19 protein-coding genes are annotated in these 24,647 nt (G+C 59.3%); 9 read left to right on the forward strand and 10 right to left on the reverse strand.

What is annotated here, in order from left to right; all coding sequences use genetic code 11:
- Positions 1-6 precede the first annotated feature (6 nt).
- The 6 genes from MED193_RS05725 (at position 7) to MED193_RS05750 (ending at position 9,400) form a co-directional block, all read left to right on the forward strand.
- Positions 7-1,218: an acetyl-CoA C-acetyltransferase gene (locus MED193_RS05725; RefSeq protein ID WP_009808714.1), complete on the forward strand. Its 1,212-nt coding sequence runs from the start codon at positions 7-9 to the stop codon at positions 1,216-1,218.
- Positions 1,218-1,703, forward strand: a complete 486-nt coding sequence (locus tag MED193_RS05730; protein ID WP_009808715.1) for a cupin domain-containing protein — start codon at positions 1,218-1,220, stop codon at positions 1,701-1,703. Before MED193_RS05725 ends, MED193_RS05730 begins: the two co-directional genes overlap by 1 nt.
- Positions 1,700-3,904 carry a 3-hydroxyacyl-CoA dehydrogenase NAD-binding domain-containing protein gene (locus MED193_RS05735; RefSeq protein ID WP_009808716.1) on the forward strand — a complete coding sequence of 735 codons (2,205 nt, stop codon included), beginning with the start codon at positions 1,700-1,702 and terminating at the stop codon, positions 3,902-3,904. The genes MED193_RS05730 and MED193_RS05735 overlap by 4 nt, the downstream gene beginning before the upstream one ends.
- A gap of 138 nt (positions 3,905-4,042) precedes the next feature.
- The gene (locus MED193_RS05740; protein WP_009808717.1) at positions 4,043-4,591 is read left to right on the forward strand and encodes an ImuA family protein; all 549 of its coding nucleotides are present in this window, start codon (positions 4,043-4,045) and stop codon (positions 4,589-4,591) included.
- Entirely contained in the window at positions 4,533-6,011 is a 1,479-nt protein-coding gene (locus MED193_RS05745; protein WP_083790456.1) for a DNA polymerase Y family protein, read from the forward strand. The genes MED193_RS05740 and MED193_RS05745 overlap by 59 nt, the downstream gene beginning before the upstream one ends.
- The gene (locus tag MED193_RS05750; protein WP_009808719.1) at positions 6,008-9,400 is read left to right on the forward strand and encodes an error-prone DNA polymerase; all 3,393 of its coding nucleotides are present in this window, start codon (positions 6,008-6,010) and stop codon (positions 9,398-9,400) included. Before MED193_RS05745 ends, MED193_RS05750 begins: the two co-directional genes overlap by 4 nt.
- Positions 9,401-9,603: 203 nt before the next feature.
- Here MED193_RS05750 and MED193_RS05755 read toward each other — a convergent pair whose 3' ends face one another.
- The 4 genes from MED193_RS05755 to MED193_RS05775 all read right to left on the reverse strand — a co-directional run bounded on the left by MED193_RS05755 (position 9,604) and on the right by MED193_RS05775 (position 12,723).
- Positions 9,604-10,266 (reverse strand): Hint domain-containing protein, encoded by a 663-nt coding sequence (locus MED193_RS05755; RefSeq protein WP_009808720.1) that lies wholly within the window; start codon positions 10,264-10,266, stop codon positions 9,604-9,606.
- Positions 10,267-10,366: 100 nt separating this feature from the next.
- Complete coding sequence (locus MED193_RS05760; RefSeq protein ID WP_009808721.1) at positions 10,367-11,056, reverse strand: sulfotransferase family 2 domain-containing protein; 690 nt, start codon at positions 11,054-11,056, stop codon at positions 10,367-10,369.
- A 244-nt stretch (positions 11,057-11,300) separates the two neighbouring features.
- The gene (locus tag MED193_RS05770; protein WP_009808722.1) at positions 11,301-11,699 is read right to left on the reverse strand and encodes a DUF5071 domain-containing protein; all 399 of its coding nucleotides are present in this window, start codon (positions 11,697-11,699) and stop codon (positions 11,301-11,303) included.
- A gap of 91 nt (positions 11,700-11,790) precedes the next feature.
- Positions 11,791-12,723, reverse strand: a complete 933-nt coding sequence (locus MED193_RS05775) for a DMT family transporter (protein ID WP_039966691.1) — start codon at positions 12,721-12,723, stop codon at positions 11,791-11,793.
- A gap of 78 nt (positions 12,724-12,801) precedes the next feature.
- On the opposite strand from MED193_RS05775, the gene MED193_RS05780 reads away from it, so the two are divergent.
- Positions 12,802-14,430, forward strand: coding sequence for an AMP-binding protein (locus MED193_RS05780; RefSeq protein ID WP_039965955.1), 1,629 nt, complete (start codon positions 12,802-12,804; stop codon positions 14,428-14,430).
- Positions 14,431-14,583: 153 nt separating this feature from the next.
- Complete coding sequence (locus MED193_RS05785; protein WP_009808726.1) at positions 14,584-15,594, forward strand: hypothetical protein; 1,011 nt, start codon at positions 14,584-14,586, stop codon at positions 15,592-15,594.
- A 230-nt stretch (positions 15,595-15,824) separates the two neighbouring features.
- On the opposite strand, the gene MED193_RS05790 is transcribed toward MED193_RS05785, so the two are convergent.
- The 6 genes from MED193_RS05790 to MED193_RS05815 all read right to left on the reverse strand — a co-directional run bounded on the left by MED193_RS05790 (position 15,825) and on the right by MED193_RS05815 (position 22,168).
- Positions 15,825-17,186: an SPOR domain-containing protein gene (locus MED193_RS05790; protein WP_039965959.1), complete on the reverse strand. Its 1,362-nt coding sequence runs from the start codon at positions 17,184-17,186 to the stop codon at positions 15,825-15,827.
- 138 nt (positions 17,187-17,324) lie between these two features.
- Complete coding sequence (upp, locus tag MED193_RS05795; protein ID WP_009808728.1) at positions 17,325-17,957, reverse strand: uracil phosphoribosyltransferase; 633 nt, start codon at positions 17,955-17,957, stop codon at positions 17,325-17,327.
- A 91-nt stretch (positions 17,958-18,048) separates the two neighbouring features.
- On the reverse strand, positions 18,049-19,260 hold the full coding sequence (locus MED193_RS05800) for a phosphopentomutase (protein WP_009808729.1): 1,212 nt from the start codon (positions 19,258-19,260) through the stop codon (positions 18,049-18,051).
- The gene (locus tag MED193_RS05805; protein WP_009808730.1) at positions 19,260-20,564 is read right to left on the reverse strand and encodes a thymidine phosphorylase; all 1,305 of its coding nucleotides are present in this window, start codon (positions 20,562-20,564) and stop codon (positions 19,260-19,262) included. The genes MED193_RS05800 and MED193_RS05805 overlap by 1 nt, the downstream gene beginning before the upstream one ends.
- Before the next feature lie 5 nt (positions 20,565-20,569).
- Positions 20,570-20,962, reverse strand: a complete 393-nt coding sequence (locus MED193_RS05810; protein WP_009808731.1) for a cytidine deaminase — start codon at positions 20,960-20,962, stop codon at positions 20,570-20,572.
- A 114-nt stretch (positions 20,963-21,076) separates the two neighbouring features.
- Entirely contained in the window at positions 21,077-22,168 is a 1,092-nt protein-coding gene (locus MED193_RS05815; RefSeq protein WP_009808732.1) for a cupin domain-containing protein, read from the reverse strand.
- A 170-nt stretch (positions 22,169-22,338) separates the two neighbouring features.
- Here MED193_RS05815 and MED193_RS05820 point away from each other — a divergent pair, with 170 nt between their 5' ends.
- A complete protein-coding gene (locus MED193_RS05820) occupies positions 22,339-24,612 on the forward strand; it encodes an NADP-dependent malic enzyme (RefSeq protein WP_009808733.1) in 2,274 nt (757 codons plus the stop codon).
- The last annotated feature ends 35 nt before the right edge of the window (positions 24,613-24,647 follow it).

The following is a 24,647-nucleotide window of genomic DNA, read 5'->3' on the forward strand; positions in this document are numbered from 1 at the left end:
ACACTCATGACCGAAGCTTATATTTACGATGCCATTCGCACCCCGCGGGGCAAGGGCCGCAAGGATGGATCCTTGCACGAGGTGACATCCGTGCGCCTCTCTGCTCTGACATTGAATGCGATGAAAGAGCGTAACAATCTGGAAGGCCATGCTGTAGAGGATGTGATCTGGGGCAACGTCACCCAGGTGATGGAACAGGGCGGCTGTCTGGCGCGCTCTGCCGTGTTGGCCTCGGATCTGGATCAAAGCATCCCCGGCCTCGCCATCAACCGCTTCTGCGCCTCTGGGATGGAGGCCGTGAACCTGGCCGCCAACCAGGTCAAGGGCGGCGCTGGCCAGGCCTATATCGCTGGTGGTGTAGAGATGATGGGCCGCGTTGCCATGGGCTCTGACGGGGCGGCCATTGCAGTTGATCCCAGCCTTGCCATGGAGACCTATTTTGTGCCCCAGGGCATCTCGGCCGATATCATCGCCACTGAATACGGTTTCACCCGCGAACAGGCAGATGCCCTGGCGGTGGAAAGCCAGCGCCGCGCCAAAGCGGCCTGGGACGACAACCGTTTTGCAAAATCGGTCATTACAGTCCGTGATCAGAACGGCATCGCCATTCTGGATCATGATGAATACATGCGCCCCGGCACCGATATGCAGTCTTTGGGTGGGCTCAATGCCTCCTTCCAGATGATGGGCGAGCAGATGCCTGGCTTTGACAAGGTTGCAATGCTGAAATACCCGCATCTGGAGCGGATCAACCATATCCACCACGCGGGGAACTCCTCGGGTATTGTTGATGGTGCCGCTGCTGTGCTGATCGGCAACAAGGAATTTGGCGAACAATACGGTCTGAAGCCGCGCGCACGCATCAAGGCCACCGCCAAGATTGGCACCGATCCCACCATCATGCTGACCGGCCCGGTGCCTGTGACCCAGAAAATCCTCGCCGACAATGGCATGGTGATTTCCGATCTGGATCTCTTTGAAGTCAATGAGGCCTTTGCCTCTGTTGTCATGCGCTTCCAGCAGGCCTTTGATGTGGACCCTGCCGTGGTCAACCCCAATGGCGGCTCTATCGCTATGGGCCACCCACTGGGCGCAACTGGTGCCATGATCATTGGCACATTGCTGGATGAGCTGGAACGCCAGGACAAAGAGATGGGCCTGGCAACACTCTGCATCGCCTCCGGGATGGGGGCTGCCACCATCATCGAGCGCGTCTGATGCCAAAGCTGGATCTGTCGCAAATTCCCTTTCAGGGGGGCTCTAGCTACCCGGGAAAGCTGGCCGAGGCGACGAGCGGTCGTTTTGTGCAGCGCATTGGGGATGCCAGCGGCTTAACCCAATCGGGCATCAATATCGTGCGGATTGAGCCCGGCGGGCTGTCGTCCCTGCGCCACTACCACATGCAACAGGATGAATTCCTGGTGATGCTGAGCGGTGCGCTGGCCCTGATCGACGACGACGGGGAGCACGAGATGCTGCCCGGCGATTGCGCCAGCTTTCCAGCCGGTGAGGCCAATGGCCATCATCTGAAGAACAATACCGAGGCGCCGGCCACCTTTCTGGTGGTGGGCACCCGGACCCCGACAGAGACCGCTTATTACAGCGATATGGACATGAAGGTAGAAATGGACGCAACAGGCGCCAGCTTTACCCGTAAAGACGGCAGCCCGCTGACGGCTGACCAAATCGGAGACGAGACATGAGTGAGTTTACGCTTTCCAAGGACGCAGATGGCGTCGCAACAATCACCTGGGATGTTCCCGGCAAAACCATGAACGTGATGTCCTTTGACGGGTTGTCACAGCTGGAGGCCTGCATCGATCAGGCCCTGGCAGATGACGAGATCAAGGGCGTGGTCATCACCTCTGGCAAAGAAGGCTCTTTTGCTGGGGGCATGGACCTGAACCTGCTGGCGGTGATGAAGGAAGAAGCCGGCGACGATCCTGCTCGCGGGGTCTTTGAAGGCACCATGAAAATGCATGCCCTGCTGCGCAAGATCGAACTGGCCGGCATGGATCTGAAAACCAAAAAAGGCGGCAAGCCAATCGCCACCGCCCTGCCCGGCACCGCTGCGGGCATTGGTATGGAGCTGCCGCTGTCGACCCACCGGATTTTTGCAGCCGAGAACCCCAAGGCAAAATATGGCCTGCCGGAAATCATGGTTGGCATCTTCCCCGGTGCCGGCGGCACCACCCGCATGGTGCGCAAGGTTGGCGCCATTGCCGCAGCCCCCCTCTTGCTTGAAGGCAAGATGCTGGATGTGAAAAAGGCCAAGGGTGCCGGTTATGTTGACGAGATCGCCGCTGATCCCGTTGCCGCTGCCAAGGAATGGGTGCTGAATGCTTCTGGCGCCGATCTGGTAAAGCCTTGGGATGCCAAGGGCTACAAGATGCCCGGTGGCGCCCCTTACCACCCCGCTGGCTTCATGAACTTTGTTGGTGCCTCTGCCATGGTGCACGGCAAGACCCAAGGCGCGTTTCCAGCCGCCAAGGCGCTGCTGAGCGCCGTCTATGAAGGTGCGCTGGTGGACTTTGACACCGCCCTCAAGATCGAGGCGCGCTGGTTTACCTCCGTTCTGATGAACCCCTCGTCTGGTGCGATGATCCGCTCATTGTTCATCAACAAGGAAGCGCTGGAAAAAGGCGCCGTGCGGCCCAAGGACATCCCCGATCAGCGCGTGCAAAAGCTCGGCGTGCTGGGCGCGGGCATGATGGGCGCTGGCATCGCGCTGGTCTCGGCCCAGGCCGGTATGGAAGTGGTTCTGATCGACCGCGACCAGGAAGCTGCCGACAAGGGCAAGGCCTATACCGAGAGCTACCTCGACAAGGGGATGAAGCGCGGCAAGGTCACTCAGGACAAGAAAGACGCGATGCTGGCCCGCATCACCGCCACGCCAGATCTGGACGCGCTTAAGGGCTGCGATCTGATCATCGAGGCGGTATTCGAGGATCCTGCCGTCAAAGCCGAGATGACCAAAAAGGTCGAAGCGGTGATCCCCGAGGATTGCATCTTTGCCTCCAACACCTCGACCCTGCCCATCACCGGCCTGGCCGAGGCGTCAAGCCGCCCCGAGCAGTTCATCGGCATCCACTTCTTCTCGCCGGTTGAGAAGATGTTCCTGGTGGAGATCATCAAGGGCAAAGAGACCGGCCCGCGCGCCGTGGCCAAGGCACTGGACTATGTGCGCCAGATCAAGAAGACGCCGATCGTCGTCAATGATGCGCGCTTCTTCTATGCCAACCGCTGCATCATTCCTTACGTGAATGAGGGCGCACGGATGATCACCGAAGGTGTCTCGCCGGTGCTGATCGACAATGCCGCGCGCCAGCTGGGCTTCCCTGTTGGCCCCATTCAGCTGACCGATGAGACCTCGATTGATCTGGGCGCCAAGATTGCCCGCGCCACCAAGGCCGCCATGGGCAATGAATACCCCGACAGCCCTGCTGACGACATGATCTTCTGGATGGAAGATCTGGGTCGTCTGGGTCGCAAATCCAACGCGGGCTTCTTTGACTATGACGACAAGGGCAAGCGCACAGGCTATTGGAAAGGCATGCAGGACAAATACCCGCTGGCCGAAGATCAGCCTGACCTCATTGAGGTGCAGGAACGTCTGATGTTTGCTCAGGTTCTGGAAGCGGTACGGGCGCTGGAAGAAGGCGTGTTGGAAGACATCCGCGAAGGCGACGTGGGCGCAGTTCTGGCCTGGGGCTTTGCCCCATGGTCCGGTGGCCCGCTGAGCTGGCTCGACATCATCGGCACGCCCTATGCGGCCGAACGTTGCGACCAGCTAACCGCAGCCTACGGCGAGCGTTTTGCATGCCCTGATCTGCTGCGCGACATGGCCGCCAAGGGTCAGACATTCTACGGTCGCTTCAACCCGGATGCCGCTTCGGCTGCCTGATGATCGTCTGATCGTCTGATCGTCTGACAGATCGACCCCCAACAGCCGCCTCCCATGAAAATGGGGGGCGGTCTTTTCTTGCCCCCCTCGCAGCACTGCAATATTTTCAACCGTCCCATGGCATGTTAAATTCTGGCTATGCAGCGTTCAGCCCCCCCCTCTCTCGTCAAGTCCCGTACACATGAGGTCTGCGGTGCTGGTGCCTATATGTTTGCCCTCACCCTTGCAGCGCGCTTGGACGGGCCTACGCTATGGGTGCGCGAATCTTGGGATCTCCGACAGATAAATCCCACCGGGTTCTCGGACCTCGTCTCTCCCTCGCAGCTGACAATGTGTAACACGGAAAATCAGCTCGACACGCTTGCCGTGGCCGAAGAATCCCTGCGGTCGGGAGCAGTATCCCTGGTGGTAATGCAATTGAGTAAGCCCATTGGCCTGACCGAAGGGCGGCGTTTGCAGCTGGCAGCGCGACATGGGCAATCAACCGGATTGGCGATCATTTCCGAAGACATGGGCAGTCATGCCGCCGAAACCCGGTGGCGGTGCGCACCTGTGTTTGATGCAGAGGACTCGACACTACAAATGTGGGAGCTTATTAAGAACAAATCAGGAACATTGGGTGTCTGGCATGTTCGATGGAATGCAGCGTCGCGTCGTCTCTTTGTGGTTTCCCCGGCTGGCAAGTGACCGGGTTTTGCGCCTGCGCCCGGTAGACGGGCCATTCGCCCTGACTTTGACGCAGCAAAACGCCAACCGGATCTATTGCCTGAACACCGCCGCCCTGCGCCAGGGGTTGCACCCGGGCATGCCCTACACAGATGCACGTGCCTTTTGTCCGGATCTGCAAAGCCATGTAGCCGAACCTGAACAAGACCAGAGGTTTCTGTCGATGCTGCGCCGCTGGGCGACGCGCTATTGTCCCTGGGTGGGGCTTGAGGGGGGCAACGGGCTGGTCTTGGACATCACCGGATCGGCGCATCTGTTTGGCGGAGAAGGCGCTCTGTTGAGCAACATGCGGAGCCGCCTTCTGCGCGCCGGGTTATCCGTGCAAATTGGCTGTGCCGATACCCGCGGAGCGGCCTGGGCCCTGGCCCATTATGGTGAAGGTCATGCACCGACTGGGGAGACATTGGCCGCGATAAAATCGCTCCCTGTTGCAGCCTTGCGGATTGAAGAACGCGTTTCGGTTGCTCTGCAACGTTTGGGTCTGCGCCATATTGGCGATCTGGCTTTGGCACCGCGCGCGCCGCTCTCGCGCCGGTTTGGCCCCACTCTTTTACTGCGGCTAGATCAGGCCTTGGGAAAACAGCCCGAAGCGATCACCCCACAGGCAGAGGCCCCACATTACGCGGTGCGTATGACCCTGCCAGAGCCGATTGGATTACTTTCGGATGTGATGGCCGGCACAGAGCGCCTGCTGGCACAGCTCTGCGCCAAGCTCATGGCGCAGGAAATGGGGGCGCGGCAGCTCTGCTTGACCCTGCGCCGCGTTGATCAGGACCACCAACAGGTCGAGCAACGGCTGGCCCGCCCCCTGCGGGATCCACACCGTATTCTGTCCCTGTTTGAGCGCGGCTTGACAGAGATCGATGCGGGCTTTGGCATTGATATGCTGCGGCTGGAAGCCACACAGGTCGAGCCTGTGCCCGCGCAACAGATCAACCATGTCTTAGAGGGTCGCAAAGACGAACTTGATGACCTGATTTCCCGGCTGGGCAGCCGAATTGGATTGGAGAATATTCAACGGTTTTTACCCGCAGACAGCCATATCCCGGAACGCAGCTTCCTCATCGCCCCCGCCGCGTATTCGACCCCCTCCCAGGCCTGGGCCACAGTCAATCCGCGCCCGATTATCCTGTTCCCACCTGAGCCAGTTTTTGGCAGTGGCCCGCGCCCGCCAAAGCGGTTTCGATGGCGTCGCATATCCCTGACCACAGGTCATGCCATCGGCCCGGAACGGATCGCGCCGGAGTGGTGGCTTGAGGACGAAAACTGGCGTTCGGGCCTGCGCGACTACTGGCAGGTGCACACAACGCAGGGACGTCGGCTCTGGCTGTTTTATACGCCACAAAACCCGGGCTGGTTCGTTCAGGGGGAATTCGCATGAGTAAGACCAACCAGCCCCCTGCGGCCAATGCGCCCCAAGAAAGCCTGCCCGCTGTGCAGGCACAGGCCGCCTATGCAGAGCTCTGCGTCACAACCAATTTCACCTTTCTGACAGGGGCCTCTCATCCGGAGGAACTGGTGATGCGCGCCGCCGAGCTGGGGCTATCGGCAATCGCCATTACAGATCAAAACTCTCTGGCAGGTGTGGTACGGGCCTGGAGCGCGTTGAAAAAGCTGAAACAAGAGAGCCAGGAGGCGCTGCAGATTCGTTCTCATCAGCAGGTGGACCCCTCCTCTCGGCAAGACAGCAGCCAGGGGAGGCCACTTACGCGCCCCCCTGTCCTGTCGCTTCCCAAGCTGATCGTGGGCTGTCGTCTGGTCTTGCAGGACAGCAACCTGCATTGGATCGCGCTGCCGCAGGACAAAGCCGCCTACAAACGGCTGACGCGTCTGCTCACCCTGGGCAAGCGTCGCACGACAAAAGGGGGATGTGATCTGTACACCAAAGACCTGATCGCTGCCTGTAAGGGGATGATCTTGATCGCTTTACCCCAAAGAAACTGGTCTCAGCGGAGCTTGTCTCAAAGCATTCCAGAGATCCAGGCAATGGGACGCCATCACCCCAATCAGGTTTTCTTGGGTGCGGCCCCCCATTATGACGGCAGTGATCAGGCCTATCTGGCCAGCTGTGCCCAAGCGGCACAACGGGCCTCGGCCCCGATGGTTGCTGTGGGTGATGTGCTGATGCATCGCGCAGGCCGCCGCCAGCTTGCCGATGTGCTGACCTGTATGCGCCATCATATTACGATCGATGAGATCGGCACCCGCGCCCTGCCGAATGGAGAACGCCGCCTAAAGGCCGGGAGCGACATGGCCCGTGTCTTTCGACACTATCCAGCGGCCCTGCGGCGCACTGTGGAAATTGCCGCAAAATGCAGTTTTGATCTCGGCCAGTTGTCCTATGAATATCCTCACGAGGAGATGGAGGCGCAAACACCGCAACACCGTTTGGAGCAGCTGGCAAAAGAGGGGTTAAAGCGCCGCTATCCCGAGGGACCACCGGAGAGGGCAATTCAACTGATGGAAAAAGAGCTGGCAGTGGTGCGCCAGCTGAACTTTCCCGCCTATTTCCTGACCGTGCATGACATTGTGCAATTCGCCAAATCACAGGGCATTCTGTGCCAAGGGCGGGGATCTGCCGCCAATTCCATCCTGTGCTACCTGCTGGGCATCACCGATGTCAGCCCTGATATGATCGCCATGGTGTTTGAACGCTTTGTGTCCAAACACCGGGGCGAACCCCCGGATATCGACGTTGATTTTGAACATGAACGGCGCGAAGAGGTGATCCAGTGGATCTACCAAAAATACGGTCGTGAACGGGCGGGGCTCTGCGCCACCGTCATACATTTTCGCACCCGCGCTGCCATCCGGGAGGTTGGTAAAGTCATGGGGCTCAGTCAGGATGTAACAGCCGGGCTGTCCGGGCAAATCTGGGGGATGTCCACTGGTGGCCTCGACTTTACGCGCATTCGCGAGCTTGGCCTTGATCTGAAGGACCGCCGCCTGATGCAAACCCTTCATCTGATCGGTGAATTCATCGGCTTTCCCCGTCACCTGTCCCAACATGTCGGGGGCTTTGTCATCACCCGCGGGCGCTTGGATGAACTTGCCCCCATCGAAAATGCCGCAATGGAGGATCGCACGGTCATTTGTTGGGACAAAGATGACATTGACGCTCTGGGGATCCTCAAGGTGGATATCTTGGGGCTGGGGATGCTCAGCTGCATCCGAAAATCCTTTGCACTGCTGCAACAGCATGAAACCCTTAGCCACAGTATCGCCTCCATTCCCCAGGGCGATGTTGCCACCTATGACATGCTCTGTCGCGCCGATGCGGTTGGCGTTTTCCAGGTGGAAAGCCGGGCGCAGATGAATTTTCTACCTCGGATGCGGCCACGGGAATTCTATGATCTGGTGATCCAGGTTGCCATCGTGCGCCCCGGCCCCATCCAGGGTGACATGGTGCAGCCCTATGTCCGGCGCCGCAACGGCCTGGAGAAAGCAGAGCCATTTGGCCCGGCGCTAGAAGAGGTGACAAGACGCACCCTGGGGGTGCCGCTCTTTCAGGAACAGGCGATGCAAATCGCGGTGGTCGGCGCTGGGTTTTCACCGGAAGAGGCCGACCACCTGCGCCGTTCCCTCGCCTCCTTCCGGCGTATGGGGACGATTGCCACCTATCGAGATAAGTTCATCACCGGCATGCTGAACAACGGCTATGATCCCGACATGGCCGAGCGATGCTTTGGTCAAATCGAGGGCTTTGCCGATTACGGCTTCCCCGAAAGCCATGCAGCCGCCTTTGCCATGCTGGTCTATGTCTCGGCCTGGCTGAAATGCCATCACCCGGCGATTTTTTCCTGTGCGCTGCTGAATTCTCAGCCCATGGGGTTCTACGCCCCAGCCCAAATCGTGCGCGACACCCGTGAACATGACGTCGAAACCCGCCCCATCTGCGTGAACCGTTCCGCATGGGATAACACGCTGGAACGCCGCCCGGACGGGGCCTTGGCTCTGCGCCTGGGGTTTCGCCAGATCAAAGGTTTCAAGAAAGAAGACGCCGAATGGATCGTGGCTGCCCGTGGCAACGGCTACCCAAATCCCGAGGCCCTATGGCTGCGGGCCGGACTGCGCCCGGATGCCCTCGCTCGTCTGGGCGAAGCTGACGCCTTTTGCGATATGGGCCTTACCCGCCGTGATGCCTTATGGCAGATCAAAGCCATCCGCAGCAAAAAACCCCTGCCGCTTTTCAACGATCCCATCGACGGCGAAAACATCCAAGAACCCAAAATAGACTTGCCGGGGATGCAGTTGGGCGAACAGGTGGTCGAAGACTATGTCGCAACCCGCCTGTCCCTGCGCGCCCACCCCATGGAGCTGCTCCGCCCCGCGCTTACGGGGCTGGTGACCCATGCCGCACTGCCTGAGATCCCATTGGGGCGCTACAGTGTTTGCGGTCTTGTCATTACACGTCAGCGCCCCGGCACCGCCTCGGGTGTGATTTTTCTCACGCTTGAGGACGAAACAGGCGTCAGCAATGTGGTGGTTTGGCCCAAAATATACGAGCGCTTTCGCCGGATCGTCATGGGGGGGCGGCTCTTGCGTGTCACCGGTTATCTGCAACGCGAAGGCCAGGTTGTTCACCTGATCGCACAGCACGTGGAGGATATGTCTCATAAGCTCTCTGATCTGGGCCATCCACAACCAGAAGCGCTGAACGTTGAAGGGCTGCGCGCCGATGACACCCCCAAAGCATCGCGACACCCCACCCGCGTCAGCCATCCACGAGATCAGGCCAAGCAGCTTTTCCCAAGTCGGGACTTTCATTAAGGCGTCCATGTAAAGTGGCCCCGAAAAGCGGCCCTGGGCGACGCGCCTGGATACCGGCCTCATCTCGTAGCGATTGGCAGCTGGCCCGCTGGGCAATGATCTGACCCAAGGCGCAGACTGCAAACACAAACACCCCAAAGCGCGCAGGCCAAGGGGTGTTTGGGACCAGGGGTTTCGCCTGGTTTCAGATCACAACAGTGAGGCTACATCTGGAAGCTACCTGCAGGCATCATCGGCATCGCCCCCTGCATCATCAGCGTTTCAGCCGTGGTCATCGCCTCAATCAGATCGCAGGCTTCCTGGATCGGCAGGACCTTGTAGATATCCTCTTGCAGCTCAACCCCGATGGTCAACAGATCACGCGGCGCAGGGCAATAGCCCAGCAATCCAGCCTCAAGGTAGATCACTTCGTCCTGTTCAAAGCGCGGGGTGATCAGCTGTAGCTCATTGTCCGGGTGCAAACGACAGATGCCACGATAGCCGTCCAGAGTGGAGGCAGGCACCACAGCAAAGGGATCGCCCTGGTGATCCTCGATCAGATCGCTTTCCATCAGCACCCCCTGATCCGGCATCAGCCACATGGGCACCCGGTTGTTCAGCGCGTCGCGGGGGATATGCATGGGGCAGCGCGTTGGGTCGATCTCACCCGCCTCTAGATGCACAGTCTCACGCACCATTTCGACCACGGTCTGCATGCCATGATCAAAGGTCAGCACCTTATCGCCCGCACAGAGCGCCTCAACGGGGCGCCAGCCCAAATTGGAGGCCACATGGGTGCCGGACAAAAAGCCGCCCTGCCCGACCGATACCGGCGGAACCGACAGTTCAGCACCAAAGCTCAGGCGTTTTTGAAACCAATCCAACATTTCGATCTCTCCTCTGCCGCGGCACCTGCATCCCGCTGGGCTGTGGCGCTGCTATCCTTGTCTGGGCTTAGGCAGGCCGGAGAGAATCTTTGTCGTGATCTCACCCGGATCTGCGGCCCGTTTGATCCAAGGCTAGGTCGAAATCGTTAAAAGAATATTCAAATCGCGTTATTTCTTCACGGCAGGCCTGGGCAAGTGCCGCCTGCGTCTGTGCGTCATAATAACCACGCCAGTCCCGCTGCCGGGTGGAGGCATTCTCGACAGGCAAATCCAGTGAAAATCCGAGGTGGTCAAACAGCGGCACAGCATCGCTGGCAAAGTGTTCGAGCCGGATATAGAGCTGGCATTTCTCTGCCCCATCGGCATGACGCATATAGCTGGGGGCGCTGTTGGTTTCAAAGCTGCGCAGGACTACGGGGTGCAGGATAAATTCTTTGAACTCCAACGATTTGGAAAGCCTCACTGCTGGATGATCAAAGCCCTGCTGCCGCAACCAGTGATAATAGCTCACGGCCCGGTCCCAGGGGTTGCGCACTAGGGTAAAGGTGAACAATGCGCGCATTTCATCCGCAGGGATCAACCCGGCGAGATCCGCCAGGGTGGAATGCTTCCACAAGCGGCCGGCAGTTTTAATGCCCTGCAAACGACGGCGGCGGTTCTTGGCCTTTGGGGTGTCCCCCAGCATCATATCGTCACGCATCGCCCGCGCCTCCAGCGCCAGCGCCAGCGCGGTGCCGCCGGTTTTGGGGATATGTATGAACAGATATTTACGGCCGCGCGACAAGATCATGAGGTGAAGCTACGACATTGACCCACAGAAGGAAACGCTTGGCGAAGGGCCCCCAAGCGGTGTTTGCTACCTTTGAACCGTTTCGAAAGATACCCGCGCCCGAACCGAGGGGTGGAAAGCGAAGCGCCCGCCCCGTGGGGCCGGTTCGGGCGCTGCCATAGCGGCGCTTTGGCAAATCGCGCAACACTTGATTTTTTTCAATCATTGAATGTCAGTTGAGTGGACAAAGCTGACATCCATCAAGTTATTCAGAATTAAATACCTTTTTAGTCAGGATGTTCTGCGCAATTGCGGCAACATCTTCCCTCTGATCATTTTGGGTCGGACTGTTAGCTAGTCTCACTAGCTCGCTACGCAGTCCCAAGAGAACATCTGGGTTTGAATTCCTGACTACAAGGTCGATTGTCCAGAACTTCCCCGCTCCATCCTCCGAGCGCAGGATAGCTTTGATGTAAGGGAGTATTTCAGGACCCGCATTTGAGAGCAGTGCGGCTGTGTTGGCTGCAACTGGCCAATTGACATCCTGCACCCATTTCAACAAGTCCGAGAGAAACGGGTTGAGAGCGGGAAAGCCCATTTGGCAAGCCTGCTCTATCGCTGCGGTATCAAATTTGTCTTTTGGAATGCAGTTATTGATATCCATTTAACCACATTAGATCCTGGCTGTGATGTTCACAATGGACTCCAGGCGGATCTTCGCTGCGTTTCCCTGGCGGCCCATCCAAGCCAAGATCTCAAGCCCCCTTGGCCGACCGCAGCGCCAGCGTTGAACCGGCCAGAACGATCAGAGCAATGCCCAGCATCTGCCAGAAATTGAGCACCTGACCATAGACCGCCCAGGCAATGGCCGGGCCGACCAGCAGTACCGAATACTCAAAGACCGCCACAAAAGAGGCCTCGCCCAGCTGATAGGCCTTGGTGATCAGAAACACTCCAGCCACAGCGGCAAAGCCCTGGAGCAGGATCAAATGCGACATTTCCCAGACCGGCCAGATCCAACCGCGGGTGACAAAACCGTCAGCCCCCTGCTCCACCGGCAGTGGCCAGATCTCGACACCAACCAGCAGCAGGGCTCCGATCAATCCCTGCGCCAACAGGTAGATGAACAGCATCGAGACCGTGCTTTCCTCTTTGCACATGGTGCCCGTCACGATGGAGCCCAATGCGTAAAAGAACCCGCCCGCAACCGGCAGCAGGATCATCCAGTCAAAGGCCGTGACATCCGGTTGCAACACAAACAACACCCCGACAAAACCCCCAATCACCGCTGCAATCCGCACCATGCCGATGCGCAGCCGCATAAACAGCACCGAAACCACAACGATGATAATGGGCGAGGTAAACAGCCCCGCCAGCGCCTGAGCAATGGGCATCAGCGCCACTGCGGAGAAGTAGAACACCATGGAGGTCGCCACCAGCAGGGCCCGCAGCGTGACTGCGCCAAAGCGACGCGGCATCATGCTACCAAAGCCCATTTTCGACATCACCCAGAGGATCGGCAGCGCCACCAGAGTGCGTAACAGATAGAACTGCCCCAGCCCCAATGTCTCGGCCATCAAGGGCACTGCGTTGTCGGTGACGCCGATAATGGCCATGGCCGCCAGCATGGCCTGGGCTGCGGATGTTTGATTGCCCGCAGGGGACTGTAGGGATGCAACTTGTTTCATAGCTCTTTCATTGCCCGCAACTTTCATCATTATCTGTCCTCAAACCGACATACCGACAGAATCATGGGAGGAAAGCTGATGGGATGGATGGCTGACGAAACAGGCCTGGAGAAAACCGCCGCAAACTATGTGCCGCTGACGCCGCTGTCGCACCTGCGCCGCGCCGCACATGTCTTTGGCGAAACCCCGGCGGTGATCTATGGTAATCACCGCAAGACCTATGCCGCCTATTACGACCGCTGCACGCGTCTGGCCTCGGCACTGGCGGGCATGGGGGTGAAACCCGGCGATGTCGTCGCCACCCTCATCCCCAACCTGCCCGCCCAGGCAGAGGCGCATTTTGGCGTGCCCGCCTGTGGCGCAGTGCTCAACACCATCAATACCCGGCTGGATGTGGATACTGTCGCCTATATCTTTGACCATGGCGGCGCCAAGGTGGCGCTGGTGGATACCGAGTTCCTGCCCCTGGCCGAAGCTGCCGTTGAGCGGATGGAAGGCAAAGCGCCGCTGCTGATCGAAGTGCCGGACCCGCAAGCAGGGTTCGAGGCGACCGGTCGTCATCCCACCTATGAAGACGTGCTGGGCAATGCCGAACATGATTTTGAATGGATCATGCCCCAGGACGAATGGGAGAGCCTGGCGCTGAACTATACCTCTGGCACCACCGGCCGCCCCAAGGGCGTGGTCTATCACCATCGCGGTGCCTACCTGATGACCATGGGCACGGTGATCTCCTGGCGCATGGTGATGAACCCGGTCTATCTGGCCATCGTGCCGCTGTTTCATTGCAACGGCTGGAACCACACCTGGATGATGCCTGTCCTGGGCGGCACGCTTGTGTGCTGTCGCAACATCACGCCAGGCGCGATTTATGATGCCATCGGGGACCATGGCGTCACCCATTTTGGCGGCGCCCCCATTGTGCTCAATCTGCTGGTCAACGCCAAGGAAGAAGAGCGCCGCGCCTTTGACCACACGGTCGAAGTCTTTACCGCAGGCGCCCCGCCAGCGCCTGCGACGTTGCAAAAAATCGAAACACTGGGCTTTCATGTCACCCAGGTCTATGGCCTGACGGAAACCTATGGTCACGTCACAGAATGCCTGTGGAAAGGCGACAAATGGGACGATCTCGACCATCAGGGGCGCGCGGCGATCAAGGCCCGCCAAGGGGTTGCCTTCCCGATGATGGATCATATCACCGTGCTGGATGACGATATGAAGCAGATCCCAAAGAATGGCACCGATCAGGGCCAAATAGTCATGCGGGGCAACTCGGTGATGAAGGGCTATCTGAAGAACCCAGAGGCCACTGCCGAGGCCTTTGAGGGCGGCTATTTCCATTCAGGCGATATCGCGGTGCAGCACCCCGACGGCTATATCCAAATCGCCGACCGCGCCAAGGATATCATCATTTCAGGCGGCGAAAATATCTCCTCGGTCGAGGTTGAGGGCGTGCTGATGGGCCACCCTGCGGTGAATCTGGCAGCCGTTGTGGCCAAGCCAGATGACAAATGGGGCGAAGTGCCCTGCGCCTTTGTCGAGTTGAAAGAGGGCGAAGAGGTCGACGAGGCAGGGTTGATCGCCTTTGCGCGCGAAACAATCGCTGGCTTCAAGGCCCCGAAGCGGGTGATCTTTCAAGAGCTTCCCAAAACCTCCACCGGGAAAATCCAGAAGTTCGAGCTGCGCGAGATCGCTAAATCTATCTAGCCCGCGTTACCGCCCCCCAATGGGGCGGTTCCAACAGCGAATTTGGCAAAAATCACTGGCACAGGCGGCATTTGGCAATCAAAGCCATTTGCCGCCTGTGTGTGCACCATGCTAGGCTTGGGGCAATGAAAACAGGCAGGACAGGCAGACAGAATGACCGTTTTAAGGGAATTCGAACGACTTGAGGCTGCGGGCCTTTGGCGAGCGAGCCCAGATGCGCAGCGTCGTGACGTGATCATTTCAGTTGGCGATGCCACGCTGACCATCTCTGATTTGCAGGACCGGGTCTTGGCGCATTGGTCGCTTGCGGCGGTGGAACGTGCCAATCCTGGTGCCTTTCCTGCTCTGTTTCACCCAGATGGCGACCCCGGCGAAGTGCTGGAAATCCCCGAAGATGAAAAAACCATGCTGGAGGCCATTGAAAGGGTACGCCAGGCCATAGAGCGTGCCAGGCCACATCCGGGTCGACTGCGGGTGGTGAGCATCCTTGGCAGTCTCGCCCTGGTGGCGCTGCTGGTGCTTTTTGGACTGCCTAGTCTGATGCAGAACCACGCGGTCAAAGTGGTTCCAGACATCAAGACAAAGGCGATTGGCCAAGCGCTTCTAGGCCGGATCGAACGTGTGTCAGGGCAGGCCTGCGCCACGCCAGAGGCGACACCGATCCTGGCCAAACTGGCGCAGCGCACGGACCTGCGACAACTGGTCATCATGCCGTCCGGCGTCGCCAGCAGCCTGCATCTGCCCGGCGGTATTGTCCTGCTCAACCGCAGCCTGGTCGAGGACCACGAGGACCCCGCAGTCGCAGCAGGGGCGATCCTGGCAGAGCGCGCCCGTGCACAGATGCGCGACCCTCTGGCTGAGCTTCTAGAGGCTGGGGGTTTTCTGGCCTCATTTCGGTTGCTCACCACCGGAGAGCTAACCCGCGAGACCCTGGACCGCTATTCCGAGACCGTGCTGGCAGCACCGCGTCCAGCCCTGCCCGATGACCTGTTGCTGGCTGAATTTGCCCGCGCGGCCATCCCCTCGACGCCCTATGCCTATGCGCTGGATATCACCGGAGAGACCACGCTGGGCCTGATCGAGGCCGACCCAATGGCTGGTCGGGTGCTGGAACCCGTACTGAATGATCGCGACTGGGTGCAGCTGCAAAACATCTGCGGCTAAGGCCTTCCAGTAACGTCCTCTTTCCTGCGTCCCTCTTTTGTGTCCCGACGCTGCCGCCTGTTAGGGAAAGATGCCAAAGGCCGCCAAATACTGCAGTTCGATTACAAGAACAAACCCGTCGCGCGCCTCAACGACAGAGCCAAGCAAAGCACTCACAAGGCCCATGAAAAAAGCAGCACACCGCAGATACGGCCTGCTGCTTTCTGGCCTGCGCCTCTTAACCTGCGCTCTTAACGACTGATCCGGGCGCCGCGATAGCCTGCGGCCTGAACTTTGCTCAACGCCTGCTCTGCCGCGTTCAAATCTGCAAAGGGACCGGCCAAAACAACCTTATAGGGGACACCCTTTCGCGAGACATTGCCAAGACGCACGGGAACACCAGTTGCCGCCAAGGCCTGGGCGGCCTGCTGGGCAGCGTCGCGATCAGAGAATGTTGCCGCGCGCACATAGCGCGACTGAGAGGCTTTGGGAATGTCCAGGGTCGCTCCCGGGGCCGAACGGCTGGAAAGGCGCAGCACCAGCCCGCCCCTAGCGTCACCTTCAAAGGAGTCCTGACGGGTGTCGGTGGCTGTCACAACCTGACGATCCAAAGGCAGGTCCCGCAAACGGCGTGGCTGGCCATTGGACCAAATCGCCGCCATCTGCGCATCGCCCCGGGCGGTGCGCACTCCCCGCATTGGGTTCATTCGGTCATCCCCCCGCTCAACCCGGACATAGCCCGCAGGCACCTCGGTCTGGCTCGTCAAAATGGCTGGACGCAAATCCCGCTCTGCACGGCGAAGGTTCAAGCGGTCATCCTCCCAAACCGGTTTGTATCCGGCTGGGGTCACCAAATCCTGACTATGACGCTGCTGTTGATAGACATGCACAGGCAACACTCTGGTATTGGGGGTCAACTGTAGGGAAGATTGCGGACCTATGCCGCTGCCGTTTCCATAGCTCACAGGCGATTTAGCCTGGGGACCACAGCGCACGCCACTTTGATTGCTGTATTGCTGACTGATCGCCGAGGCACCGGCACAGCCATTGCTTTGGGGCTGGCCTGTTGCCGCGGGCGCCGCAACACGCGGCTGAGGGCTTTGGGCGGCGGGAGCCGCCTGTATCGTCACAGGGGCCGCAACCGTTCTGCGCGGTGCCTTGGGAGCAGGGGTCACCCGCGCGGTGGTGGTTTGTGGCGTGCGCCGCACCCGCGTCGTGGTCACGACAGTTGGTTCAGCAGGCGCAGCCGCGCGTGTTCTACGCGGTTTTGGCGCGGGTGCGGCGGTATCGCTGCCATTCAACGTGATCTGTTCCGGTGGCGCGCTTTGCGTCGGGCGCGCCGTCGTCCCTGCAACGGCTGTGGGCTGATATCCGCAAAGCTGTTTGCGATTGCGCGCCACCCGAGGCACCCAGTTCACATTGCCATCTATACCAGCGCGAATATACACGCAGCCGCGGCTATCAACGAACTGTTTTCCCTTATAGGAGGCCGGAGGAAATTGTGCTGGCGGGCTGACCGATCGCAGGGTCTGCGCCTGAACTCCCGCCGTTTGGACGGAAACCGCAGCAGAACTCGCTATGATGGCAAGCGCGACAATTCTTGTTAGTTTCATAGCTGAGCCCCACAATATATGGGGTCAGAATGCCTGAATATGGCAAATGAGTAAAGCCGCCTTTGGCAACAATGTGGCAGCAATCGGGCAAATAGTTGCACGATTGCTGCCTTTGCGTAACATCCCAGAAAGACCGGTCTATTTAGTACCAAACATCCGGTCACCAGCATCGCCAAGACCCGGCATGATATAGCCCTTTTCGTTCAATTCACGGTCCAAAGAAGCCGTGACAATCGGTACATCTGGGTGGGCCTCTTTCATCCGTGCCACACCTTCAGGGGCAGCCAGCAGGCAGAGGAAACGAATGTTTGTGGCACCTGCTTCTTTCAGCAGATCAATCGCCGCCGCTGAGGAATTGCCGGTGGCCAGCATCGGATCCACCGCAATCACCATACGATCACCGAGCTCTTTTGGGGCTTTGAAATAATACTGCACAGGCTGCAGGGTTTCTTCATCCCGGTAGAGCCCAACAAAACCAACACGTGCCGAGGGTACCAGTTCAAGCACCCCGTCCAACATGCCGTTGCCCGCCCGCAGGATTGAAACCAACGCCAGCTTTTTGCCAGCCAAAATGGGCGAGTCCATGGTTTCCATCGGCGTATCTATGGAGGTATTGGTCAGCGGCAACTCGCGGGTGATCTCATAGGCCAGAAGCTGGGTGATCTCATGCAGCAAACGACGGAACTCAGAGGTCGAGGTGGCCTTATCGCGCATCAATGTGAGCTTGTGCTGTACCAGCGGGTGATCAACAACGGTAAGGTGTTCGCTCATTTGGGCTCTCTCCTACTATGAATTCCAACGTCCTTAACCGCGGGTTTATGCCCGCTGCCCCTGTCAGGGCAAGCGGGTTTTGATCTGATGGTCAAAGAAAGCTACGACCAGGCCCCAGTGCCGCTACATTTAAGTGCGCCGCAACCGAGGCGGCAACATCAACAAAGGCGCGCTGACCAAGAGATCCGGCCCCGTAGCCTGCAACCAAAACCGGCACCTGCTCACGGGTGTGATCTGTTCCCGGCCAGCTGGGGTCATTGCCGTGATCAGCGGTCAACAGAAGCATGTCACCGGGGCGCAGGCGCGTCAGCAGCTTGCCAAGCTCGGCATCAAACCACTCCAGCGCACGGGCATAGCCCGCGATGTCACGGCGATGGCCATACAGACTGTCAAATTCAACAAAATTGGCAAAGGTCAAGCTGCCCTCTTCCGCCGTATCAATAGCCCGGGACAGATGTTGCATCAGCTGCGCGTCCGGGCCTTTTTCCAACGTATCAATTCCGGACATGGTGAAGATATCGCCAATCTTGCCAATGGCATGCACTCTGTTGCCTGCCGCCTGCACCCAATTGGTCAACACCGGCGCTGGCGGGGCAATGGCAAAATCACGCCGGTTGGCGGTGCGCGTAAACCCTGCCTCTTCGGTTCCAACAAAGGGGCGCGCAATGACCCGCCCCACCTTCATCTCATGCAGACGCGGAGCCACAGCGCGGCACAAATCCAACAAACGTTCCAGCCCAAAGCTCTCTTCATGGGCGGCGATCTGAAACACGCTGTCAGCTGAGGTGTAGCAGATCGGCTGACCGCTGCGCAGATGCGCCGCACCATGGCGCGCGATGATATCCGTGCCCGAGGCATGGCAATTGCCCAAGATCCCGGTGGTGCCAGCCGTTTGTGCCACAAAACGGGTCAAATCGTCAGGAAAGGCCGGATCGCTATCGGGGAAATAGCACCAATCCCAGGGCACTGGCAGCCCGGCCAGCTCCCAATGACCCGACGGGGTGTCCTTGCCCAGACTGACCTCGGCAGCGCAGCCCCAAAGTCCTCTGGGTTCGGTCTCAAACCCCGGGAGTGGCACCGAGGAGGCAAGGCGCGCAGCAGCGCCCAATCCCAAGCGTTCAAGATTGGGCAGTTGCAACGGACCGGTACGCCCCTGCTCGGCCCGACCCTCGGCACAGGCCTGGGCAATATGGGCCAGCGTATTGGCACCGAGATCGGGCAGATCCCCGTTGTAAAAGGCACTGGCATCCGGCGCGCCGCCAATGCCAACAGAATCCATCACCACCAGAAAGGCACGGGCCATCAGCTGATCCTCTCATAGATGAGCGGCAATTGCTCTGGCGCTTGCGCGGTGATGCTCATGGCCCCCAGCACAGCGGCCTCGGCCTCCTGAGCGGCCGTTTCACGGGCTGCATGAACGCGCGCCAGCACCTCGTCGGCTTCGACCCATTGGCCCAGACGCACCACATCACTGAGACCAACCGCAGGATCCACCTGATCCCCCTCAACCATACGCCCACCGCCCAGTTGCACCACACAAAGCCCCAGGGCCTCCCCATCTATCGCAGAGACATAGCCGGCCTGGGGCGCCGAAACCTCGTGGATGACCGGGGCCACGGGCAGATAACGGCGCCAGTGGCTGGCAAAATCATCAGGCCCACCCTGGGCGGCAACCATGCGACCAAAGCGCTGAGCGACCCGCCCACTCAGCAGGGCTTCGGTTATCAGGCGCGCACCCTCCGCCTCATCCTTCGCCAGACCAGCATGGGTCAACAAGACCCCCGAAAGCTCTGCGGTGATATCGATCAGCGGACACGGCGCGCCTGCGGTGAGCGCCTGCATCACCTCGGCCACCTCAAGCCCATTGCCGAGCGCCCGTGCAATGGGTTGGTTCATATCGGTGATCAGTGCCGTGGTCTTGCATCCTGCCGCATTGGCAGTATCGACCAGAGAACGCGCCAAAGCCCGCGCCTCTTCAAGGGTTTTCATAAAGGCGCCAGAGCCGATTTTCACGTCCAGCACCAGCGCTTCTGGACTGGCTGCAAGCTTTTTCGACAGGATCGAAGCGGTGATCAGATCCAGGCTCTCCACCGTTGCGGTGACATCTCGAATGGCATAAAGCCGCTTGTCCGCAGGCGCAATGCGCCCGGTGGCGCCAACTATGGCGCAGCCAACCTCGGCGGTGATCTTATGAAGGCGCTGTTCAGAGACCTGAGTAGCGACGCCCGGAATGGCCTCCATCTTGTCGAGGGTTCCCCCGGTATGCCCCAGGCCGCGCCCTGAAATCATCGGCACGTAAACCCCGCATTCCGCCAAGGCAGGCGCCAGCAGCAGTGAAACACAATCGCCCACCCCGCCTGTGGAGTGCTTGTCCATGACCGGCCCCGGCAGGTCCCAGTGCAAGACATCGCCGCTGTCGCGCATGGCCAGCGTCAGGGCGCGGCGCGCGGGCTGGTCCAGCCCCTGCAGGCAGACTGCCATAGCAAAGGCCCCGGCCTGGGCGTCGCTGACCTCCCCATTGGCCAGCCCCCTGGAAAACCAGCTCAGCTCTGCCTCACTGGGTTGGCTGCCCCGGCGCAGGGCGGCAATGATCGCGCGTGCATCCATGAGGCTCAGCTCCGCGCCATGTGACCAGCATCAAAGGCGCCGGGCAATAGATCGCCAATGGTGGTCTCTTGCTCCACACCATCCAGAGTGCCCATGGTCACCTTCACATCGCCAGCGCCAAATTCCTTTAGCTTTTGTCGGCAGCCGCCACAGGGCGGTACGGGCTCAGGACTGTCAGCCACAACATAGACCTCGGCCAATTCGCGCTCGCCAGCGGCAACCATGGCGGCAATGGCGCCAGCCTCGGCGCAGGTGCCTTCGGGATAGGCGACATTTTCCACGTTGCAGCCCACATAGGTATTGCCCGCAGAGGTGCGGATCGCCGCTCCAACAAGGAAATTGGAATAGGGCGCATGAGCATTCTTGCGCACGGCAAGGGCGGCATCTTTCAGGGTCATCACAGGGTCTCGCTTGCTAGGGCCAACAGGTAGGGCGAATAGATCGAAAGACGACAGGATAGGAGAAACCACCAGCAAAGGTGAAGCCCCTATCCCGCGCAGGATCAGTGCGCGTCATCCAAGGGTGGTGTTGAACACCCCCGGCAGGCTCACCTCCAGCAGCTCCAGATCGGCGCTGGCATTGCTGAGCCGGGTTTTCATCGTCGGCGGAATGACAAAGGCGTCGCCCTCTTCCAGCGGATAGGGATCTCGCCCTTCGCCTTCGAGCGTCACCGTGCCATTCATCACAAAGGTGAAATGAATATCGGTGTCATGACTGGCCCAGACCGGATCGGCACCTGCGGTCGCCGGGCGCACCACCTGCACGCCGGCGACGCCTTTGGTGTTTTCGGCAATTGTGGTGTCGCGGGCGTCAAATCCGGGTAGGCGGAAGCTCTGCCAGGGGGCACCCTCGGCCTTATTGTAGACAAAGCGCTGGCCCTGCCATTCACGGTCGGGGCGAAGATGCGGGGTTGGCAGGGTCATTTCATGATCGATCTCGGTCACATGTTCGGCCGGCACGCCGATCTCGATCACCTGCACATTGTCGCTGGCCTCCAGCACCCGGTGGCGGATTTCGGGCGGCTGGATAAAGCAATCCCCTGCGGTAAGGCGCATCTTTTCGCCCTGATCCTCATAGACCACATCGACCCAGCCATGGATGCAAAAGATCAGCTGAAAGCCAACCCGGTGAAAATGCACCATATCCGGCACCGGCCCCCCGTCGGGGATGCGGATATGGCTGGCAATGATCGACCCGCCCAGACGATCCGGCACCAGATCGCGGTAGTGCATGCCCGCCCGGCCAATGATCCAGGGCGCCTGGTCCTTGAGTCGACGCACCACAAAACTGTGCACGGTCTTTGGCATCACCAAGGGGGGATGACGTTCCTCAATCTCGACCCTGGTGCCGTTTGGCGCGGTCAGAACCCGCTGCCCATCGGCAAAGCCATCGGGATCATCACAGAGAATGCGCAGCGTCCCAGGCGCCTCTGAGGCCTGCTTGTCGATCCGCAGCCTCAACCCGTGGCCAGAAAACACAGCAACCGAAGGGTCATCCGCCGGGTAGATCATATCCATCTTCATGCCCAAGACTTTGGTGAAAAACGGAATATCCTCCCGCAACTCCTGCGTTGGCAGGCGCATCTCTGCAATTGTTTCGCTCATCCTACTGTCCTTTTCCGGTGCCGCGCTGGTTATCGCGGGTCGTTTTCGCCACAGTGGGGCGAAGTTTTCCATTGCGCAAGTGAGTGCAGATCACGTTAGGTTAGCAAAAGCCTATTCACCCGACGTCACAAATGGTTTAACGTTAAACTATATGTTTATTGGAGCCCCTCATGTCTGACACCCCCTCGCTGCGCGATGCGGCGCTGCGCTATCACGAATTCCCCCGGCCCGGAAAATTGGAAATCCGCGCCACCAAGCCGATGGCGAACGGCCGGGATTTGGCGCGGGCCTATTCTCCCGGTGTTGCCGAGGCCTGTCTGGAGATCAAGGCCGATGCCGCCAATGCGGCCCGCTATACGGCGCGCGGCAATCTTGTGGCGGTTGTCAGCAATGGTTCCGCAGTTTTGGGCCTGGGCAATATTGGCGCCTTGGCCTCAAAACCGGTGATGGAGGGCAAGGCGGTTCTGTTCAAGAATTTTGCCGGCATTGATTGCTTTGACATCGAAGTAAACGAGAACGACCCAGAAAAGCTGGCGGATATCGTCTGCGCCCTTGAGCCCAGCTTTGGCGCCATCAATCTGGAAGACATCAAAGCGCCAGACTGTTTCATCGTGGAAAAACTCTGCCGCGAGCGGATGGGTATTCCGGTGTTTCACGATGATCAGCATGGCACCGCCATCGTGGTTGGTGCAGCCGCAAGAAACGCCCTGCATGTGGCAGGCAAACGCTTTGAGGACATCAAGATCGTCTCAACCGGTGGCGGGGCTGCCGGGATCGCCTGCCTCAACATGCTGGTGAAACTGGGGGTAAAGCGGGAAAATATCTGGCTCTGTGATATTCACGGGCTGGTCTATGAAGGCCGCGCCGAAGATATGAACCCAGAAAAAGCGGCCTTCGCTCAGACCTCTGACCTGCGGACCCTGGAGGAGGTCATTGACGGCGCTGACATGTTCCTAGGTCTATCAGGGCCCAATGTGCTCAAACCTGAAATGGTCGCCAAGATGAGCGCCCAGCCTATCGTATTTGCTTTGGCCAATCCCAACCCGGAAATCATGCCGGATCTGGCGCGAGAGGTTGCACCAGATGCGATTATCGCCACAGGGCGCAGTGATTTTCCCAATCAGGTCAATAACGTCCTGTGTTTTCCCTTCATCTTTCGTGGTGCATTGGATGTCGGCGCCTCTGAGATCAATGATGAGATGCAGATCGCCTGTGTTGAAGGCATTGCCGAGCTGGCCCGCGCCACCACCAGCGCTGAGGCCGCTGCCGCCTATAAAGGCGAACAGCTGACTTTTGGGGCCGATTACCTGATCCCCAAACCTTTTGATCCGCGCCTGGTGGCAGTGGTGTCCTCCGCAGTTGCAGAAGCGGCTATGAAAAGCGGCGTTGCCGCCCGCCCCATCGAGGATCTGGAGGCCTATAAGCAGCGGCTGAACCAGACCGTGTTCAAATCCGCCCTGCTTATGCGCCCCGTTTTCGAAGCCGCCCGTGCTGCTGCCCGCCGCATTGTCTTTTCCGAGGGCGAGGACGAGCGGGTCCTGCGGGCCGCACAAGAGGTCCTGGAAGAAACCACAGAAACGCCAATCCTGATTGGCCGCCCAGAAGTGATTGAGGCCCGCTGTGAAAAACTGGGCCTGCGCATCCGCCCTGGCAGTGATTTCCAGATCGTGAACCCAGAAAATGACCCCCGTTATTATGACTATTGGAACAGCTACCATCAGCTGATGCAACGCCAGGGAGTGACCCCCGATCTGGCCAAGGCGATCATGCGCACCAACACCACCGCCATCGGCGCCATCATGGTGCATCACAATGAAGCCGACAGCCTGATCTGTGGTACCTTTGGCGAATACCGTTGGCATTTGAACTATGTGAACCAAGTCCTGGGTGGTAATGGCTTTGAACCTCACGGCGCGCTGTCTATGATGATCCTCGAGGATGGGCCGCTGTTCATAGCCGATACCCAGGTCAGGATCGAACCCACACCAGACCAGATCGCCCAGACCGTCATGGGGGCCGCCCGTCATGTGCGCCGCTTTGGCATCGAGCCAAAAATCGCCCTGTGCTCGCAGTCTCAGTTTGGCAATATCGCCTGTGACACCGGCAGCCGGTTGCGTGCCGCCATCGAAATCCTCGACAACAACAACTGCGATTTCACCTATGAGGGCGAGATGAACATCGACACAGCTCTCGACGCCGAGCTGCGTGGCCGCATTTTCCCCAATTCACGCCTGCAGGGCGCGGCCAATGTGCTGGTTTTCGCCCATGCCGATGCCGCTTCAGGCGTGCGCAATATCCTCAAGATGCGTTCAGATGGTCTGGAGGTTGGCCCGATCTTGATGGGGATGGGCAACCGTGCTCATATCGTCAGCCCTTCAATCACAGCGCGCGGTTTGCTCAACATGGCGGCGATTGCCGGAACCCCTGTGGCGGAATATGGCTAGACTTGGGTCTAGGGATCCGGTTTTTGAAGGGGGAG

This window comes from Roseobacter sp. MED193 (assembly GCF_000152965.1).
Classification (GTDB): domain Bacteria; phylum Pseudomonadota; class Alphaproteobacteria; order Rhodobacterales; family Rhodobacteraceae; genus Pseudophaeobacter.